Origin of the sequence: Ruegeria alba, from assembly GCF_022321465.1 — a bacterium.
GTDB classification, from domain to species: domain Bacteria; phylum Pseudomonadota; class Alphaproteobacteria; order Rhodobacterales; family Rhodobacteraceae; genus Ruegeria_B; species Ruegeria_B alba.
In genome coordinates this window covers 408,863-427,032 of sequence record NZ_JAKOEM010000001.1, presented here as the reverse complement: position 1 = coordinate 427,032, position 18,170 = coordinate 408,863, and the positions used below count along the sequence as shown (strand labels likewise).

The 18,170-nt window shown below is 63.0% G+C and carries 17 protein-coding genes; 6 read left to right on the top strand and 11 right to left on the bottom strand.

Annotated elements, in window-relative coordinates; all coding sequences use genetic code 11:
* The 6 genes from MB818_RS02040 to iscR form a co-directional block, all read right to left on the bottom strand.
* The gene (locus MB818_RS02040; RefSeq protein ID WP_238903718.1) at positions 1-930 is read right to left on the bottom strand and encodes an FkbM family methyltransferase; all 930 of its coding nucleotides are present in this window, start codon (positions 928-930) and stop codon (positions 1-3) included.
* A 16-nt stretch (positions 931-946) separates the two neighbouring features.
* Positions 947-1,261 carry a heavy metal-binding domain-containing protein gene (locus MB818_RS02035; RefSeq protein ID WP_234136679.1) on the bottom strand — a complete coding sequence of 105 codons (315 nt, stop codon included), beginning with the start codon at positions 1,259-1,261 and terminating at the stop codon, positions 947-949.
* A gap of 27 nt (positions 1,262-1,288) precedes the next feature.
* Positions 1,289-1,894 (bottom strand): hypothetical protein, encoded by a 606-nt coding sequence (locus MB818_RS02030; protein ID WP_234166614.1) that lies wholly within the window; start codon positions 1,892-1,894, stop codon positions 1,289-1,291.
* A gap of 36 nt (positions 1,895-1,930) precedes the next feature.
* Positions 1,931-3,451, bottom strand: a complete 1,521-nt coding sequence (sufB, locus tag MB818_RS02025; RefSeq protein ID WP_234145611.1) for a Fe-S cluster assembly protein SufB — start codon at positions 3,449-3,451, stop codon at positions 1,931-1,933.
* Between the two features lie 40 nt (positions 3,452-3,491).
* Entirely contained in the window at positions 3,492-4,535 is a 1,044-nt protein-coding gene (locus MB818_RS02020) for a cysteine desulfurase family protein (protein ID WP_238904007.1), read from the bottom strand.
* A 75-nt stretch (positions 4,536-4,610) separates the two neighbouring features.
* Positions 4,611-5,069: a Fe-S cluster assembly transcriptional regulator IscR gene (gene iscR / locus MB818_RS02015; RefSeq protein WP_234136676.1), complete on the bottom strand. Its 459-nt coding sequence runs from the start codon at positions 5,067-5,069 to the stop codon at positions 4,611-4,613.
* A 184-nt stretch (positions 5,070-5,253) separates the two neighbouring features.
* On the opposite strand from iscR, the gene MB818_RS02010 reads away from it, so the two are divergent.
* From MB818_RS02010 to MB818_RS02000, 3 genes are read left to right on the top strand one after another with little or no spacing between them, the layout of a single operon-like run.
* A complete protein-coding gene (locus MB818_RS02010; protein WP_011047753.1) occupies positions 5,254-5,907 on the top strand; it encodes an alpha/beta hydrolase in 654 nt (217 codons plus the stop codon).
* Entirely contained in the window at positions 5,907-6,146 is a 240-nt protein-coding gene (locus MB818_RS02005; protein WP_234183501.1) for a hypothetical protein, read from the top strand. Before MB818_RS02010 ends, MB818_RS02005 begins: the two co-directional genes overlap by 1 nt.
* Positions 6,143-7,303: an HD domain-containing protein gene (locus tag MB818_RS02000; RefSeq protein ID WP_238903716.1), complete on the top strand. Its 1,161-nt coding sequence runs from the start codon at positions 6,143-6,145 to the stop codon at positions 7,301-7,303. The genes MB818_RS02005 and MB818_RS02000 overlap by 4 nt, the downstream gene beginning before the upstream one ends.
* Positions 7,304-7,530: 227 nt before the next feature.
* Here MB818_RS02000 and MB818_RS01995 read toward each other — a convergent pair whose 3' ends face one another.
* Entirely contained in the window at positions 7,531-8,325 is a 795-nt protein-coding gene (locus MB818_RS01995; RefSeq protein WP_234136673.1) for a class II glutamine amidotransferase, read from the bottom strand.
* A gap of 227 nt (positions 8,326-8,552) precedes the next feature.
* Between MB818_RS01995 and MB818_RS01990 the strand changes: the two genes are divergently transcribed.
* Complete coding sequence (locus MB818_RS01990) at positions 8,553-8,888, top strand: DMT family transporter (RefSeq protein ID WP_234136672.1); 336 nt, start codon at positions 8,553-8,555, stop codon at positions 8,886-8,888.
* A gap of 103 nt (positions 8,889-8,991) precedes the next feature.
* Positions 8,992-10,812 (top strand): translational GTPase TypA, encoded by a 1,821-nt coding sequence (gene typA, locus MB818_RS01985; protein WP_234136671.1) that lies wholly within the window; start codon positions 8,992-8,994, stop codon positions 10,810-10,812.
* 94 nt (positions 10,813-10,906) lie between these two features.
* Here typA and MB818_RS01980 read toward each other — a convergent pair whose 3' ends face one another.
* The 3 genes from MB818_RS01980 to recA form a co-directional block, all read right to left on the bottom strand.
* Complete coding sequence (locus tag MB818_RS01980) at positions 10,907-11,194, bottom strand: DUF1330 domain-containing protein (RefSeq protein WP_234136670.1); 288 nt, start codon at positions 11,192-11,194, stop codon at positions 10,907-10,909.
* A 4-nt stretch (positions 11,195-11,198) separates the two neighbouring features.
* Positions 11,199-13,871 (bottom strand): alanine--tRNA ligase, encoded by a 2,673-nt coding sequence (gene alaS / locus MB818_RS01975; protein ID WP_238903714.1) that lies wholly within the window; start codon positions 13,869-13,871, stop codon positions 11,199-11,201.
* A 148-nt stretch (positions 13,872-14,019) separates the two neighbouring features.
* Complete coding sequence (gene recA, locus MB818_RS01970) at positions 14,020-15,081, bottom strand: recombinase RecA (RefSeq protein ID WP_234136668.1); 1,062 nt, start codon at positions 15,079-15,081, stop codon at positions 14,020-14,022.
* 192 nt (positions 15,082-15,273) lie between these two features.
* Between recA and MB818_RS01965 the strand changes: the two genes are divergently transcribed.
* On the top strand, positions 15,274-15,867 hold the full coding sequence (locus MB818_RS01965) for a gamma-glutamyl kinase (RefSeq protein WP_238903712.1): 594 nt from the start codon (positions 15,274-15,276) through the stop codon (positions 15,865-15,867).
* Positions 15,868-15,873: 6 nt separating this feature from the next.
* On the opposite strand, the gene MB818_RS01960 is transcribed toward MB818_RS01965, so the two are convergent.
* Complete coding sequence (locus MB818_RS01960; protein ID WP_255699865.1) at positions 15,874-18,108, bottom strand: hybrid sensor histidine kinase/response regulator; 2,235 nt, start codon at positions 18,106-18,108, stop codon at positions 15,874-15,876.
* Positions 18,109-18,170: the final 62 nt, after the last annotated feature.

The window sequence follows — 18,170 nt, the reverse complement described above, 5'->3', positions numbered from 1 at the left end:
CTAGTTCCCCTTCAGCATCCAGGCAGGCAGCGTATCGACGAACTGCCCGGGCACCTCGGGCGCCGCGAGGCCCCGCCGCACCAACTCGTCCAGACAGAACACGGTCAGGTCGAAACTGCCGAAAACGCAGGCAGAGACCACGGCCAGTTGCCGGACCTGCTCTGCCGTCCAATCCCCGATCGTTTCCGGGTCGCGGATATAGATCGCATCGCCATCCATCATCTGGCTGCGGATGGTCTTGTAGGGCAAGCGCGCGCTTTGCGAGTTGATCACCTGCCGCGACTTGGTGAACTGGAAGGTGTGAAAGCGAAACCCCTGATCGTGCAACTCCACATCCAGCGGCCCGAACAGCGGCTCGTCCTCGTAGATGCGATAGAACCGCACCTCGGGAATGATACAGATCGCCTCGGACAGTTTCTGGCGCCCGGTGCGGATCACGTCCAGCTCGCCCCCCTGAATGTCGATCTTGAGCACATCCGGACGCGGCAGCGCCGCGTCGTCGAGATCGTCAAGCGCGATCAGCTCCATATCGATCGGCTCGCGTCGCGAGTCGTGCCACTGCGGCTTGCCCAGATAGGTGACCGATTCCTTTCGGATCGGAAACAGCGACCCCAGACCGCTCAGCCGATGCGGATGGAACCGGCCCGGACCGGTCACCCCCACCGCCTGTTGCAGGTAATGGGTGCCCGGACGCGGATCGGCCATCAGCGCATCGAACGAGGCCTGATCGGGTTCAAATCCCCAGACCTCGCACCCGCCGAGCGTCAGCAACCGGTCATAGTCGGGCACGTTGATCGGGTTGGCCCCCACATCGGTGATGCGCAGCGGTCGTTCGGGCGCGATGGCATCGGCGAGGAACGCATAGCGGCGCGCCAGCATCTGGTCTGCGCGGCTCAGCTGCGCGGCGGGTGCGATATCTTCGGTACTCACGTCGATCCTCCCACAATCAGTCCAGCACGACGGCGGTGCCCGAGGCCGAGACCATCAGCATCGACTGGCCCACCACCTCGTAATCCAGATCGACGCCAACGACCGCATTGGCCCCCAGCGCGGCGGCGCGGCCCTCAAGCTCGGACAGCGCGGTTTCGCGGGCATCCTGCAACTTGCTTTCATATGCGCCAGAGCGGCCACCGACGATATCGGTGATCGAGGCGAAGACGTCGCGCACAACATTGGCGCCCATGATCGCCTCGCCCACCACGATGCCCTTGTAGGCGGTGATGCGGTGGCCTTCGACACTTGGAGTAGTGGTCACGATCATGGGTCGGGTCCTTGTTGCGGGTTCAATTCACGGGCTGGTCATGGTGCGGATCACCCGCAACAGCGCGCCGGGGGGGATCGGCTGCGGCTCGACCTGAAAGGCAGCCAGGCGTCCGATCATCAGCGGGGCGCCGAGGTATTCCTCGACCTGGTGTTGCCAGCGTCGCTGGCTGTAATCGTCAAACAGCAACGTCACCGGACGGGTGATCGAAAAGGCGGTGGCCAGCGCACAGCCAACCCGGAACCGCCCATCCACCAGCACCACATCGGGATGGCGGAACCCCTCGGCCCGCCAGACCGCCAGCGGATAGTCGGGATAGCTGCGCCATTTGCTGTCCGAAACAGGATGCCCCCAATCGCCGGTCGGGCCGATATCGGTCCAGACGATATTGACCTCGGTCCCCTCGGCGGGCGGGTTGGCGGCCAGCCAGGCCTTCATCATCCGTGCCCAGGTCCGGTCGCTTTCGATCGAGGTGACATGCTTGCCCGGCAGTTCCGACGCCAGCACGGTCGAGCCGCCGGACCCGTATTCCAGGATCACCCGCGCCTCTTCATAGGCCGTGCGCAGCGCCTCTGCCTCTGCCGGGGGCATGGTCAGCTCTGGCCGCATCTGTTCGCCGGTCTGGTCGTCCACTGGCCTGATCCCTGCCGCAACGGCCCCGAAGGGGCCTTAGCCCACCGAGCCTTCGAGGCTGATCGCCACCAGTTGCTGTGCCTCCATGGCAAACTCCATCGGCAGCGCCTGCAACACGTCCTTGCAGAACCCGTTCACCACCAGCGCTACGGCCTCTTCCTCGTCCATCCCGCGCGAGCGGCAATAGAACAGCTGATCCTCGTCCACCTTGGACGTGGTCGCCTCGTGCTCGCAGCGCGACGAGTTGTTCTTGACCTCGATATAGGGCACCGTATGCGCCCCGCATTTGTCGCCGATCAGCAGGCTGTCGCACTGGGTATAGTTGCGGCTGTTCTTGGCCTTGGGATGCATCGAGACGAGGCCGCGATAAGTATTCTGCGCCTTGCCCGCGCTGATCCCCTTGGAGACGATGCGCGATTTGGTGTTCTTGCCCAGATGGATCATCTTGGTGCCGGTATCGGCCTGCTGCATGTTGTTGGCGATGGCGATGGAATAGAACTCGCCCTGACTGTCATCGCCGCGCAGGATGCAGGAGGGGTATTTCCAGGTCACGGCCGAGCCGGTTTCCACCTGGGTCCACATCACCTTGGACCGGTCGCCCCGACAATCGGCGCGTTTGGTGACGAAGTTGTAGATGCCGCCCTTGCCGTTCTCGTCGCCCGGATACCAGTTCTGGACGGTCGAGTATTTCACCTCGGCGTCTTCCTCGACGATGATCTCGACCACCGCGGCATGCAGCTGAGCGGTGTCGCGCTGGGGGGCGGTGCAGCCTTCGAGATAGGACACATAGCTGCCCTTGTCGGCGATGATCAGGGTGCGTTCGAACTGGCCGGTGTTTTCCGCGTTGATGCGGAAATAGGTCGACAGCTCCATCGGGCAGCGCACACCGGGCGGCACATAGACAAAGGAGCCGTCCGAGAACACTGCAGAGTTCAGCGTGGCATAGAAATTGTCGCTGACCGGCACCACGGTGCCCAGGTATTTCTTCACCAGTTCGGGATGTTCGCGGATCGCCTCGGAGATCGAGCAGAAGATCACGCCCGCCTTTTTCAGTTCGGCCTGGAATGTGGTGCCCACGGACACGGAATCAAACACCGCGTCCACGGCGACCTTGCGACCCTCGGCGGGGGCGTTCTCGGCGCCTTCGACACCGGCCAGGATCATCTGTTCCTTGAGCGGAATGCCCAGCTTTTCATAGGTGGCGAGCAGCTTGGGGTCGACCTCGTCCAGCGATTTGGGCTTTTCGGTCATGCTCTTGGGGCGAGCATAGTAGTACTGATCCTGAAAGTCGATTTCGGGATAGTTGACCATCGCCCATTTCGGTTCGCTCATGCCGGTCCAGCGTTCGAACGCGGCCAGCCGCCATTCGGTCATCCATTCGGGCTCTTCGTTCTTGCCCGAGATCAGCCGCACGATATCGGGGTTCACGCCCTTGGGGGCATATTCCATCTCGATCTCGGTTTCCCAGCCGTATTTATAGGTGCCCGCCTCGCGGACGGCATCCACCGTCTCCTGATCGACGCCTTCTTTTACCTGGGTCTGGTCCAATGCGGCCATGAGAGCCCTCCTTCGCGCTGAGCGCGCTGTTTGTTCTGTGTCACGCGGCGCGCGCGCGGTGTTTCTTTTCTTTGTCCAGCCACGCTTCGGCAAAGCGCAGCACATCCGTTTCGGTCGTCTCGGGCCCCAGTGACACGCGGATCGCGCTTGTCGCCGTTGCCTCGTCAAACCCCATCGCCTGAAGCACAGCGCTGGAGCGGACCTTGCCGCTGGAACAGGCGCTGCCGGCGCTGATGGCAAATCCGGCCAGGTCCATCTGCATCACCTGCGTCTCGCCCTTCCAGCCCGGCGTGGCCAGGCACAGGGTGTTGGGCAGGCGGGGCCGACCTTTCCCGACAAAAATAGTAGATTTAGCTCCGGCCTCAAGAGCATTTTCTAGAATATTTCTAAGTTTCTCGACACGGCTCCAGACCCCGTCCGCAAGATCGCGCGCGGCGGCCTCGGCAGCGGCGCCGAAACCGGCGATGCCGATCACGTTTTCAGTGCCCGAGCGACGCCCCATTTCCTGCCCGCCACCCTTGATCTGCGCCGCAAGATCGGTGCCGCGTTTCATCACCAGCGCGCCGATGCCCTTGGGGCCGCCCAGCTTGTGGGCCGAGATCAGCGCCATTTCGGCCCCAAGCCAATTGAAGGCGACCGGCAGTTTACCAAACCCCTGCGTCGCATCGGTCACCGCCAGCCCCTGCGGCAGGTCCTGAAGGAGACCGGTCTCGGAATTGGCTAGTTGCAATGTCGATCGCGCCGGATCCGAAACCGCGACCAGCCCATCGGCGGCCACGGGCAAATCCTCTTTGATCCATGCCCTTACCGCATCATGCTCAAGCGCGCATCCGTGCAGCCCACGATCCTTGAGCGCCAGTGCCGCGGCCTCTGTCGCGCTGGAGGTAAAGACGATGTCTGCCCCCTCGGCGCCAAAGGCGGCGGCGACCTGCGCACGCGCCTTTTCCACCACCGCCTTGGCCGCGCGCCCTTCGGCATGGACCGAGGACGGGTTGCCGCAAACATCCATCGCCGCGATCATCGCCGCCCGCGCCTCGGGCCGCAGCGGTGTGGTGGCATTGTGATCGAGGTAAACGCGCATCAGAGATTCATCATTTCTTGGCGGTTGGGTCCAGATAGACGGACCCGGCAAAAATGGCAATCAGGGGTCCAGACAGGGCTAGTCGTCAACGACTGAAAACAGATTGGGCACCGCCGGGCACGGCGCCAGATCGTTCTTGACCACATCCGACAGCCGGGTCTGGTGCAGGAACACATAGACATGCGCGCTCAGCCCCTCCCACAGCCGGTTGGTCAGCGATTGCGCGCGACTGCCAGACGACGCACCCGAGGCGCCCGCCCCCTTGTGCATCGCGTTCACCGTCTCGTCCACGGCGGCCAGAATATCGACCACTCGGATATCCGAGGCCGGCCGAGCCAGACGATAGCCCCCACCCGGACCGCGCACCGAGGCGACCAGATCCGCCCGCCGCAGCTTGACGAACAGCTGTTCCAGATAAGGCAGCGAGATATCCTGACGCTCGGAAATGTCACCCAGCGTGACCAGCTTGTCCGCCGGTTGCAGGGCAATATCGGTCAGCGCGACCATCGCATAGCGCCCCTTTGTCGATAGCTTCACGCTCCTGCCCTCCTCAACCGCGCCCAGATGCGCGAAATCATTGACCTTATCGCCCTCAGTGCGTATCTCCCACTGACAGCGTTGCCGGCAAGCGGCACGTTACTTAGAACCATTCTAAGATGCCCGAGGGAATTCGTCAAGTTTAGCCCGGCATCTCAGACCGCGAGACAGGACGAAAGCACATATGCCCGAGGTGATTTTTCCCGGACCCGAAGGCCGCCTGGAAGGCCGCTACCACCCGCAAAAGGAAAAAGACGCACCCATTGCCATCGTGCTGCACCCGCATCCGCAATTCGGCGGCACCATGAACAACAAGGTCGTCTATAACCTGCATTATGCCTTTTACAATCTGGGTTTCACCGTGCTGCGGTTCAATTTCCGCGGAGTCGGGCGCAGCCAGGGCGAATATGATCAGGGTATCGGCGAGTTGAGCGATGCGGCATCGGCGCTCGACTATCTCCAGTCGATGAACAACAACTCGAAACATTGCTGGGTCGCGGGCTTTTCCTTTGGCGCGTGGATCGGCATGCAGCTGTTGATGCGCCGCCCCGAGATCACCGGGTTCATCAGCGTGGCCCCGCCGGCCAACATGTATGATTTCTCGTTCCTGGCGCCCTGCCCGTCCTCGGGCCTGATCATCAATGGCACCTCGGACCGGGTTGCACCGCCAGCAGATACCCGCTCGCTGGTCAACAAACTGCACGAGCAGAAAGGCATCACCATCACCCATACCGAGGTCGAGGGCGCCGATCACTTCTTTCAGAACCAGCACATGGACACGATGATCACCAGCGTGACCGATTATGTGAAGCGTCGCCTGACCGAGACCTCGCGCTGATGGCAGGCACGATCGAGACGCTGGCCGCCAAACTGGCCGAGGACACGCTCAAGGCGATGGACGCGACCGGCGACGAGCGGCTTTATATGGAGATCGGCACGCAACTGGCAGCCTCTTCGCAATCGCTGGAAGAGGCGTTCCTGACCGAGGTCCGCGTGCGGCTGGCCGAACGTGGCGCGCGCCGGGTTCTGATGCGACGCGTGGCCGAGTTGAAGGCCAAGGCACAGGACAGCGCATGACCGCACGGCTTGACGCCCAGTTTGCCTTTCTGAAGCAGGCTGACAGGCTGAAAACGGTCGAGCGGGCCAATGTGCTGCTTGATTTGTCGCGTCCCGAAAATTCCGCCGAACACAGCTGGCATCTGGCGCTTTGGGCGCTGGTGCTGGCGCCTTTTGCGGCACCGGATGTGGATGTCGACCGCGCCATTCGCATGCTCCTGCTGCACGATCTGGTCGAGATCGAGACTGGCGACCACCCGATTCACGAGGTGACCGACTGGCAGGCGGTGGAACGGGCCGAGCGGGCAGCGGCGCGCAAGCTGTTTGGCCTGCTGCCCCCCGATCAGGCGGCGGATTTCCACGCGCTCTGGACCGAGTTCGAGGCCGATGAAAGCCCCGACGCCCGCTATGCCAAGATGCTGGACCGCTGCCAGCCGATGTTCCAGGTGCTCTGCGCCGACACGCCGCGCCCCGACCATGTCGAGGTGGTGCGCGAGAATCTGAGCAGCGGGCGTGCCGCCTATCTGGCCGAGGTTTTCCCCGAGGCGCATGCGCACGCGCAGGCGCTGCTTGACGGGCGCGCGCCCGCTGCGGGTGGTTTTGCCGACCGGCTGGCGTTTCTGGCCGAGGCGGACCAGCTCAAGACCGTGCTGCGCGCCTCGCGCCTGATCGATGACAGCCGGTTTGAGAACTCGGCCGAACACAGCTGGCACATCATGCTTTATGCTTGGGTGCTGGGGGAATACGCGGCCCATCCGATCGACACGGACCGGGTTCTGCGCATGCTGCTGCTCCACGATCTGGTCGAAATCGACGCCGGCGACAACCCGATCCACGGCAATGTGGACCATGCCGCGCAAGAGGCGCTGGAGGCTGCCGCCGCCGAACGCCTGTTCGGCCTTCTGCCCGTGGAGCAAGGCGCCGCTCTGTGCGCGATCTGGCAGGAATTCGAGACTGCCCAAAGCGCCGATGCGCTGTTCGGCAAGGCGGTGGACCGGGTGCAGACCCCGATCGCCAATCTGGAAAACGGCGGTGGATCGTGGATCACCTATGATGTCAGCCTGCCACAGTTGGTGGCGCGGGTCGGCACTCCGGTCAGCCGGGGCGCCCCGGGCCTGTGGGATTGGCTGCATCCCCAGCTGAGCGATTGCTTCACCCGTCTGGGCCTGCGGCTCTAAGCGGATCAGACACCGCGAGCGGGCTGTGGATGGTCCAATTCGGCGGCGGGAACAGGTGCTTCTGACCGCGGAGCAAGGCCGAAGCCAACCCCAGCAACGAGTAATGCAACAACAACAATCGCTTTGGCAAATGGCGTAATCATAGTGAACCTAACTATAAATGCGGAATTAGAATAAGGTCAGGCTAACCCGCCCTACCCCGACGCGCCAGTAAGGTATTCAACACCTTACGCTGCGCACCCGAAATCCTCGGGTGCAAAGTCACGCTCCTGCGCGCCCTCGGCCCCGATGGTCAGCATCCGGCCCGGACGCAGCTCGCTCCAGTCCCCTTCATCGGTTTCCAGCGGCTCGGACACCACCGCCCACCCCTGGCGCGCGTGGCTGTAGCGGTAGTAGACCGAAGGCGCGATATGGTCCGAGGAATAGCGCGCGGCATAAAGGGTCTGCCCGTCGCTGAAGGCCGCAGATAGACGCATGTGCGGCGTTGAGCCATGGGCACGGCTCAGCGCTTCGAGCCGTGCCACTGCCCGCGCCAACGCGCCATGGGGGTCACTTTCCAACCCTTCGCTCAGGGCTAACAGGAACAGTACCTCGGAATCGGTGCTGCCCTTGCGATAGGTATAGAACTCGTCGGCAATCGCCATGTCTGCCTGCTTGCGGAACGCCTCGAACCCACCGACCTGGCCGTTATGCATGAAACACCAGCGCCGCGCCGCGAAAGGATGGCAGTTGTTGCGGCTGATACACGACCCGGTCGAAGCGCGCACATGGCTGAGAAAGAGCCCCGAGCGCACGTGATGGGCCACCGCCCGCAGGTTCGGGTCGGACCAGGCCGGATAGACATCGCGATACAGCCCCGGTTCGGGCCGGGCGTCATACCAGGCCACGCCGAACCCGTCGCCATTGGTGGCGGTCTTGCATTCCTCGGCATGGGCGCTTTGCGCGATCAGCGAATGCCCCGGACGGGAAATGACATCTTCGAGAAAGATCGGGGTTCCATGATAGGCGGCCCAACGGCACATGGTTCGCTCTCCGGCTGGGGCGACTGCTCCCGCGCCCCACAGGTCCGGGGCAGCGGCCCCGTCTGATCGCTCTCATTATCGTGAACGAGCCTTTCCGTCGAGTGAATCGCCGAACAGGTACCTGTGCGAATTTTAGCCGTTTTCGGCCCCCTGTCCCGAATCCGGAATTTGCGCTAGTCCGGGTCCGACACCCGGTTTCGACCGATTCACCTGACCGGAGACCGGCCATGCCTCTGCACTATATCTATCTGATCCTTGCCGTCGCGGCCGAGACCGTGGGGACCACCGCGCTGCAGGCCAGCCAGCAGTTCACCCGGCTGGTGCCCTCGCTGATCGTGGTGGGCGGCTATGGTATCGCTTTTTTCCTATTGTCGCTCACGCTGCGCGTCATGCCGGTTGGCATCGTCTACGCGATCTGGTCGGGGCTGGGCATCGTGTTCATCGCCGTCATCGGGCTGGTCGTGTTCGGCCAACGACTGGATCTGCCTGCCATTCTGGGGATTTCGATGATCATGGCCGGCATCCTTGTCATCCATCTGTTCTCGGGCGCCTCGCCGCATTGATGCCGCGCCGCGGCGTATATCGGCGTAAAAGATGCATTTCCTCTGGCCTTTGGCCGGATCTCGGGCTATGCGCCGGGCCAACTCCCTTACAAAGGCGGACCTCATGGACCTGCGCAACATTGCGATCATCGCTCACGTGGACCACGGCAAGACGACGCTGGTGGATGAACTGCTGAAACAATCCGGTGCCTTTCGCGAAAACCAGGCCGTGGCCGAACGCGCCATGGACAGCAACGACCTGGAGCGCGAACGCGGGATCACCATCCTGGCCAAGGCGACCTCGGTCGAGTGGCAGGGCACCCGTATCAATATCGTCGACACCCCCGGCCACGCCGATTTCGGCGGCGAGGTCGAGCGCATCCTGAGCATGGTCGATGGCGTTGTGCTGCTGGTCGATGCGGCCGAAGGCCCGATGCCGCAGACCAAGTTCGTGACCTCCAAGGCGCTGGCGCTGGGCCTGCGCCCCATCGTGGTGCTGAACAAGGTCGACAAGCCCGATGCCGAACCCGACCGGGCGCTGGACGAATGTTTCGACCTGTTCGCCAATCTGGGCGCCAATGACGAACAGCTCGATTTTCCGCATCTTTATGCCTCGGGGCGTTCGGGCTGGGCCGACACCGATCTGGACGGACCGCGCAAGGATCTGACCGCTCTCTTCGAACTGGTGGTGCGCCATGTGCCCGCCCCGGCGCAGATCGCCCGCAAGGACGAGCCGTTCCGCATGCTGGCCACCACGCTGGGCAGCGATCCGTTCATCGGCCGCATCCTGACCGGCCGGGTGGAAAGCGGCACGCTCAAGGCGGGCGAGAGTCTGAAAGCGCTCAGCCGCGACGGCACCCAGATCGAAAGCTTCCGCGCCTCGAAGATCCTGGCCTTTCGCGGCCTGGGCCAACAGCCCATCGACGTGGCCGAAGCGGGCGATATCGTCACCATCGCCGGCATGAGCAAGGCCACCGTGGCCGACAGCCTGGTCAATCCTCAGGTGACCGAAGCCCTGCCCGCCCAGCCGATCGACCCGCCGACCATCAGCGTGACCTTCGGCATCAATGACAGCCCGCTTGCGGGCCGCGACGGCAAGAAGGTGCAAAGCCGGGTGATCCGCGACCGCCTGATGAAAGAGGCGGAATCGAACGTCGCCATCCGCGTCACCGACACGCCCGGCGGCGAGGCCTTCGAGGTCGCGGGCCGGGGCGAATTGCAGATGGGCGTCCTGATCGAGAACATGCGCCGCGAAGGGTTCGAGCTCAGCATCTCGCGCCCGCAGGTCCTGTTCCGCGAGGAAGACGGCCAGCGCATGGAACCGGTCGAGGAAGTCACCATCGACGTGGATGACGAATATACCGGCGCGGTGATCGAAAAGGTGACCGGCCCCCGCAAGGGTGAGCTGGTCGAGATGAAACCCGCCGGCGCCGGCAAGACGCGGATCATCGCGCATGTGCCCTCGCGCGGGCTCATTGGCTATCACGGCGAGTTCCTGACCGATACGCGCGGTACCGGCGTGCTGAACCGGGTGTTCCACGGCTGGACCCCACACAAGGGCGCCATCCCGGGCCGGCGCGCGGGCGTGCTGATCTCGATGGAAAACGGCCAGTCGGTGGCCTATGCGCTGTGGAACCTCGAAGAGCGTGGCCGCATGTTCATCGGCCCGCAGACCGATGTCTACGAGGGCATGATCATCGGTGAACACAGCCGCGACAATGACCTGGAAGTGAACCCGCTCAAGGGCAAGAAACTGACCAACGTGCGTGCCTCGGGCACCGATGACGCGGTGCGGCTGACCCCGCATATCCAGTTCAGCCTTGAAGAGGCGATTGCCTATATCGACGATGACGAACTGGTCGAGGTGACCCCGACCACCATCCGCCTGCGCAAACGCTATCTCGACCCGCATGAACGCAAACGCATGGCCAAGGCGGCCAGCTGAAAGAACAAGGGGCGCCCGGCAGGGCGCCCCTTTTTGGTCCGGTCCGAGATTATTCGTCGAATAATCTCGGACTCCGAAAATTCGCAGAATTTTCTTATTCGTTGGTCTCGACAACCATCAGTTCGCGCTCCGATGCGCCGCGCGCATGGTCCAGCGCCGCCTGGTATTCGGGCGAGTTGTAACAATCCACCGCCGCCTCGACGCTGGGAAAGCGCGCCACGACGTTGCGCGGGCGCTCCTTGCCTTCAAGCTGAACGAAACGGCCACCCCGCGCGACAAATGTGCCGCCGTGTTTGGCAATGGCGGGCCCGGCCAGTTCGGCATATTTTCCATATGCTTCGGCGTCTGTCACCGTCACATGTGCAATCCAGAGTGCACCCATCGTCTTATCCTCCCAATACCTGTTCCGCGGCCTTGATCGCCGCATCCGCTTTGCCTGCGTCCTGACCACCGCCCTGGGCCATGTCGGCACGGCCACCACCGCCCTTGCCGCCCAGCTCGGCCACGGCCGCGCGCACCAGATCGACCGCCGACACCCGGTCGGTCAGATCGGCCGTCACCCCGGCAGCCACCGCTACCTTGCCGCCGGTATCGGCGATCAGCAGCACCGCACCCGACCCCAGCCGGTCCTTGTGCTCGTCGATCAGCGCCGGCAGGTCCTTGCCCGATACACCAGACAGGACCTGCGCAAGGAAAGGCACACCTTTCACCTCGCGCGCCTCGGCGCCACCACCCTGCCCGGCCCCTCCGGCCATGGCCAGATCGCGGCGCAGCTGCGCCACCTCGTTCTGGAGCGCCTTGCGCTCGTCCAACAGCGCCCGCACCCGCTCGGCCACCTCGGCCGGTTGCGCCTTGAGCATCGCGGTCACTTGCGACAGGCGTGCAACCTCCTGTGCCAGGTGTTCATATGCGGCCTGCCCGGTCAGCGCCTCGATCCGGCGTACCCCTGCGCTCGACGCGCTATCGCCCAGGATCACGAACATGCCGATATCGCCGGTCTGCGCCACGTGGGTGCCGCCGCACAGCTCGATCGACCAGGTCTTGCCATCGGCACCCTTGCCGGTCTCGGCCCGGCCCATGGACACCACCCGCACCTCGTCGCCGTATTTCTCGCCGAACAGCGCCTGCGCCCCGATGGCGCGAGCATCGTCGGGGGTCATGATACGGGTCTCGACATTGGAATTCTGCCGGATGAACCGGTTCACCTCGGTGCCGACCCGGGAAAGTTCCGCCTCGCTCAGCGCCTTGGCATGGCTGAAATCGAAGCGCAGCCGGTCGGCGGCGTTCAACGAGCCGCGCTGGGCCACATGATCGCCCAATGCCTCGCGCAGCGCCTCGTGCAACAGGTGCGTGGCCGAGTGGTTGGCCCGGATCGCGCTGCGGCGGGCATGATCCACCTCCAGCTCGACCGCATCGCCCTTGGCCAGCGTGCCGCGCTCCATCGTCACCTTATGGGCATAGACCTTGCCTTCGGCGAACTTGCGCGTGTCCTCGACCAGGGCCACGTGATCGCGGTTCTCCAGCCGGCGGACCACGCCGCTATCACCGACCTGACCACCGGATTCGCCATAGAACGGGGTCTGGTTGGTCACCACCCAGCCGCTGCCGCCCTCGGCAATCCTGTCGCTGACGGCACCATCGACCACCAGCACCAGCGCCTGACCCTCGGCCTTTTCGGTGTCATAGCCCAGGAAATCGGTCGCGCCCGCGACATCCAGCACGTCGAACCAGACGGCATTGTCCGCCGCCTCGCCCGAGCCCGCCCAGGCGGCGCGCGCCTTGGCCTTCTGCTCGGCCATCGCGGCGTCGAACCCGTCGGTATCGACCTTGCGGCCCTTCTCGCGCAGCGCGTCCTGCGTCAGGTCCAGCGGAAACCCGTAAGTGTCATACAGCTTGAACGCCGCCTCGCCCGGCAGCGGCGCGCCCTCGGGCAGCGCGCCCAACTCGTCATCCAGCAGTTTCAGGCCCCGGTCCAGCGTCTGCTTGAACCGGGTTTCTTCCAACAGCAGAGTTTCTTCGATCAGCGCCTGCGCCCGTCCCAGTTCCGGATAGGCCGCGCCCATCTGGCCCACCAGCGTGCGCACCAGCCGGTGCATCACCGGATCCTTGGCGCCCAACAGGTGGGCATGCCGCATCGCCCGCCGCATGATCCGCCGCAGCACATAGCCGCGCCCGTCATTGCTGGGCATCACCCCATCCGCGATCAGGAACGAGGTAGACCGCAGGTGATCGGCGATCACCCGGTGGTGCACGTTCTGATCGCCATAGGGATCGACACTAGTGGCATCGGCCGAAGCCTCGATCAATGCCTTGAACAGGTCGGTGTCATAGTTGTCATGACTGCCCTGAAGCAGCGCGCCGATCCGCTCCAGCCCCATGCCGGTGTCGATCGACTGCATGTCGAGATCGACCATCGAGCCGTCCTCGAACTTCTCGTTCTGCATGAAGACGATGTTCCAGATCTCGATGAACCGGTCGCCATCCTCTTCCGGGCTGCCCGGAGGGCCACCCCAGATATGGTCGCCATGGTCATAGAAAATCTCGGTGCAGGGGCCACAGGGGCCGGTCGGGCCCATCTGCCAGAAATTGTCCGAGGTGGCGATGCGAATGATCCGGTCCTCGGGCACGCCCACCTTCTTCCAGATCTCGAAGGCCTCGTCATCGGTGTGATAGACCGTGGTATAAAGCTTGTCCTTTGGAATGTCGAAATCGCGGGTGATCAGTTCCCAGGCAAAGGGGATCGCCTCGGATTTGAAATAATCGCCAAAGGAGAAGTTGCCGAGCATTTCGAAAAACGTGTGATGCCGGGCGGTATAGCCCACATTGTCGAGGTCGTTGTGCTTGCCGCCCGCCCGCACGCATTTCTGTGCGGTGGTGGCGCGGACATAGTCGCGCTTGTCTACCCCGGTAAAGCAGTTCTTGAACTGCACCATGCCCGAATTGGTGAACATCAGCGTCGGGTCGTTGCGCGGCACCAGCGGGCTGGACGGGACGATCGTATGCCCCTGCTTCGCGAAATAGTTCAGAAAGGTCGATCGGATATCGTTCAGGCTGGGCATTCTGGCTCTCTCGGCGCGAATTCGACAAGGTCTGAGCCGGTTTAGCCGCAGCGTAAGCGATAGTCCACTCCTCGCAGCCGCAGCGCAGAAAAATGGGGCGCCCGCCATTGGACGCCCCTGTTGTCAGATTGCCCGGCCGCGGGTCTGGTCAGGCTTCGAGGATGTCCTCGCCATCTTCGGTCATGTCGAACTCCAGCCCGTGCGCGGCGCGGATCTTGTCTTCGATCGCCAACGCAATCGACTGGTTTTCCTTGAGAAAGGTCTTGGCGTTCTCACGGCCCTGGCCGATCCGCTCATCTCCGTAAGAGAACCAGCTGCCGGATTTCTCGACCACGCCGGCCTTGACGCCCAGATCCAGCAACTCACCGGTCTTCGAGATACCCTCGCCATACATGATGTCGAACTCGACCTGCTTGAAGGGCGGCGCCACCTTGTTCTTGACCACCTTGACGCGGGTGGCGTTGCCCACAACCTCGTCACGGTCCTTGATGGCACCGATGCGGCGGATATCCAGGCGGACCGAGCTGTAGAATTTCAGCGCGTTGCCACCGGTGGTGGTTTCCGGGCTGCCGAACATCACGCCGATCTTCATCCGGATCTGGTTGATGAAGATCACCATGCATTTCGAACGGCTGATCGAACCGGTCAGCTTGCGCATGGCCTGGCTCATCAGGCGCGCCTGCACGCCGACGCTGGAATCGCCCATGTCGCCTTCAAGTTCCGATTTGGGGGTCAGCGCAGCGACCGAATCGACCACGACCATGTTGACCGCGCCCGAGCGCACCAGCGTATCGGTGATCTCCAGCGCCTGTTCACCGGTATCGGGCTGGCTGATCAGAAGTTCATCCAGATCGACGCCCAGCTTGCGCGCATATTGCGGGTCAAGCGCATGTTCGGCATCGACGAATGCACAGACGCCACCGCGTTTCTGCTGTTCGGCGATGCAATGCAGGGTCAGCGTTGTCTTGCCCGAACTTTCCGGCCCGTAAATCTCGACAATCCGCCCCATCGGCAGACCGCCGATTCCCAGCGCGATATCCAACCCCAGCGAGCCGGTCGAACTTGCCTCGATCTCCTGAATGGCGTTCTCGCCGCCAAGTTTCATGATCGAGCCTTTGCCGAACTGCCGCTCGATCTGGGCCAGGGCGCTGTCCAGCGCCTTTTGCTTGTCCGCGTTCTGTTTGCTGCTCATCGTCAGAAGATCCGCCATTATCCTGTCCCCTTCCTTTTGTCACACGCCGTCACGGGCGGCAATCGGGTCTTTGTTCACCTCTTGTTCCTTATGGGGTCAAAAGGAGAACATTTCAAACAAAATCTTTCTTATTCACTCTTTTCCAATTGTGTTAAGGAGTGGTTTACGCTGAACAGGTTTCATGGGTCAGGCAGGAGGGTTGGAGAGCAGATGCTTGTTTTCTTTAAGGAAAGACTCGTACTTCTCTCTGTCCCCAAGACCGGAACCACCGCTTATCAGACCGCGCTGCGTGCCCGCGCTGACATTGTCGTGTCCGACCCGCCCGAGTTGAAACATGCGCCCATTTACCGCTATGACCGGTTTTTTCGACCGATTTTCGAGAAGATGTTCGGGGTCGAGATGGAGATCATGGCCGTGGTGCGCGAGCCGGTCGACTGGCTTGGCAGCTGGTATCGCTATCGCCAGCGCCCTTTCATGCAGGGCAAACCGAACGCGACCCATGGCATCAGCTTCGATGACTTCGTGAACGCCTATATGCAGGGCAAGCGCCCAGGGTTTGCCAATGTCGGCTCCCAGGCGCGGTTTCTGACCCCGCGTCCCAATGGCTGTACCGTCAGACATCTGTTCAAATACGAGAACCAGCCGGGCATTCGCGCCTTTCTGCAAGACCGCTTGCAGACCGAGATCGCTCCGGCCCGGGAGAATGTCTCGCCCGATCTGCCGCTTGAGCTGTCCCCCGACATCGCCGAGCGGCTGCGCCGCAAATGCGCCGACGAGTTCGAGTTGCACGCGCGCGCGATCTGATCTGCCTCAATGAAGCTGCTGGTGCACCGTTTCGGTCAGTTGTGTCAGCGAGAAGGGTTTCGGCAGAAAGACCGAATTCGGCAACGCGCTGTCTGTTTCGCCAAACGCGCCCTCGGAATAACCCGAAACAAACACCACCCGCACGTCGGGACGCTCTTCGCGCGCCTGACGCACCCAGGTCGGCCCGTCCAGCCCCGGCATCACCACATCGGTGACAAAGACATCGACGGCCAGATCTGGATCCTCAAGCAGGCGGAGCGCCTCTTCGGCCGAATCCGCCTCGATCACAGTATAGCCGCGCAGCCGTAGCGCGCGCGAGGCGAATGCCCGCACTGGCGCCTCGTCCTCGACCAACAACACGACACCCGCGCCATGGGTCGCCAAAGGTTTCTCAGGCCGCGTGGGCGCCGGGATCTCTTCGTCCGCCACCGCCTGATAGGCTGGCAGGTAGAGTGTGAATTCAGTTCCCTTGCCCAGAACGCTGTCGACGAAGATAAATCCGCCGGTCTGCTTGACGATACCGTAAACTGTAGAGAGGCCAAGGCCGGTGCCTTCGCCGGTGCGCTTGGTGGTGTAGAAGGGTTCGAAGATTTTTTGCAACTTGTCAGGCTCGATCCCGGTCCCCTCGTCCCGCACTTTGACGGTGACATATTCACCGATCGGAAGGGTGGCTCGGTCCCGCTCCAGCGGTTCTTCCAAGCTCACCATTTCGGTTTCAATTCGGATTTCACCCCCTTTGGGCATCGAGTCTCGGGCATTGACGACTAGGTTCATCAGCACCTGTTCCAGCTGTCGCTTGTCAGCACGCACCGATTTCAGCACCGGATCATGACTTAGGGTGAGCGTTACCTTCTCCCCCACAAGCCGGTTCAGCAGGTGGATCAGGTCCGCCAGCGTGTCGCGCAGGTCCAGGACCTCAGGTCGCAGGGTTTGTTTGCGCGAAAAGGCCAAGAGCTGGCTGACCAGCGCCGCAGCCCGGTTAGCGTTCTGGTTGATCTGCACCAGATCACCATAGTCAGGATCACCCTGATCGTGGCGCAGCAGCAAGAGATCGCAATGGCCCGAAATCGCCGTCAGCAGGTTGTTAAAATCATGCGCGACGCCACCCGCAAGTTGACCAACCGCCTGCATTTTCTGACTTTGCACGAATTGCGCCTCAAGCGTCTTGAGTTCGGTGGCATCGTTCAGCACCGCTATCAACCCGGTCTGCCCTGCCTCGCTGATCGGGCTCAGCGTGACCTGCACGAACATTTCGCTGTCACGCCCACTTAGGCGCAGGAATTCCGACCGGGGGGCACCGGCCTCTTCCGCGGTTTGGCGTAGCCAGTCGGGAATCGGCCGTCCCAAACCCATCATCAACTGGTCGAGCGTCGTGTCAGGCTCTACCGGTCCGCCCAGCAGGTCCTGCGCTAGCCGGTTCACCTCCAGCACCTTGCCCGTCGCCGTCAGACGCATCATCGCCACCGGCAGGGTGGCGAAATCGGGCGCCTCGCCCTGCCCAAGTTCCCCCTTGAAGGGGATCAGGAACAGTTCCTGCCGGCCCGGACTGTTGGAGATTTCGACCACGATCGCAGGCGCGTTGCCCTCGCCCGTGCTGACATGGTTGATCTCGCCCGGGCGATACGGCAGTTGCAGAAACAGCCGGTCCAACGATTTTATCCGCGAACCGACAAAGCTGCGCGCCGCCTCGTTCATGAACAGCACCGCGCCCGAGCGCCCGATGGTCAGCATCGGCAATGGCAGGTTGTCGGCGCGGCTGCTGGCGGCGGTGCGATCGGTGATATCCTCGACCCGCCAAAGAAATCCGACGTCGCCCAGCACATGCACCGACAGGCGGATATGGCCGCGCCGTGTCACCACATCCTCGCGCGCGTTACCTTCGATCCGGGCCCGGCATTGCAAGCGGTAGAGCACCGCCGAGGGATTGCCGAAGATCGAGCGCAGCGTGGCGCCAAGTGTCTCGTCCGCGGTGCCCGAGAACCGGATCGAGGCGGCGGCGTTGCGGGCCTGTATCGCGCCCTCTTCATCGGTCACAAAACTCGGGGTGGCGTCCTTTTCGATGAATCCCGCCAGAAACCCGCGCATCTGGGTTTCGACCCCGCGCGTGTTGCGTCCCTGATAAAGCAGCCATCCGGTGACCAGCACCGAGGCCCCTCCCGCCGCGACTAACGCCTTCTGCGCGAATCCGGACAGGTCCCAGAAGACGGCCGCGCCAAAGGCCGCCAATGCCAGCAACAGCATCGCGACCGCCCGCGCGCGGGTACTGCGCCACGTGGACTGCACAGGTGGGATCGAGGCGGTGA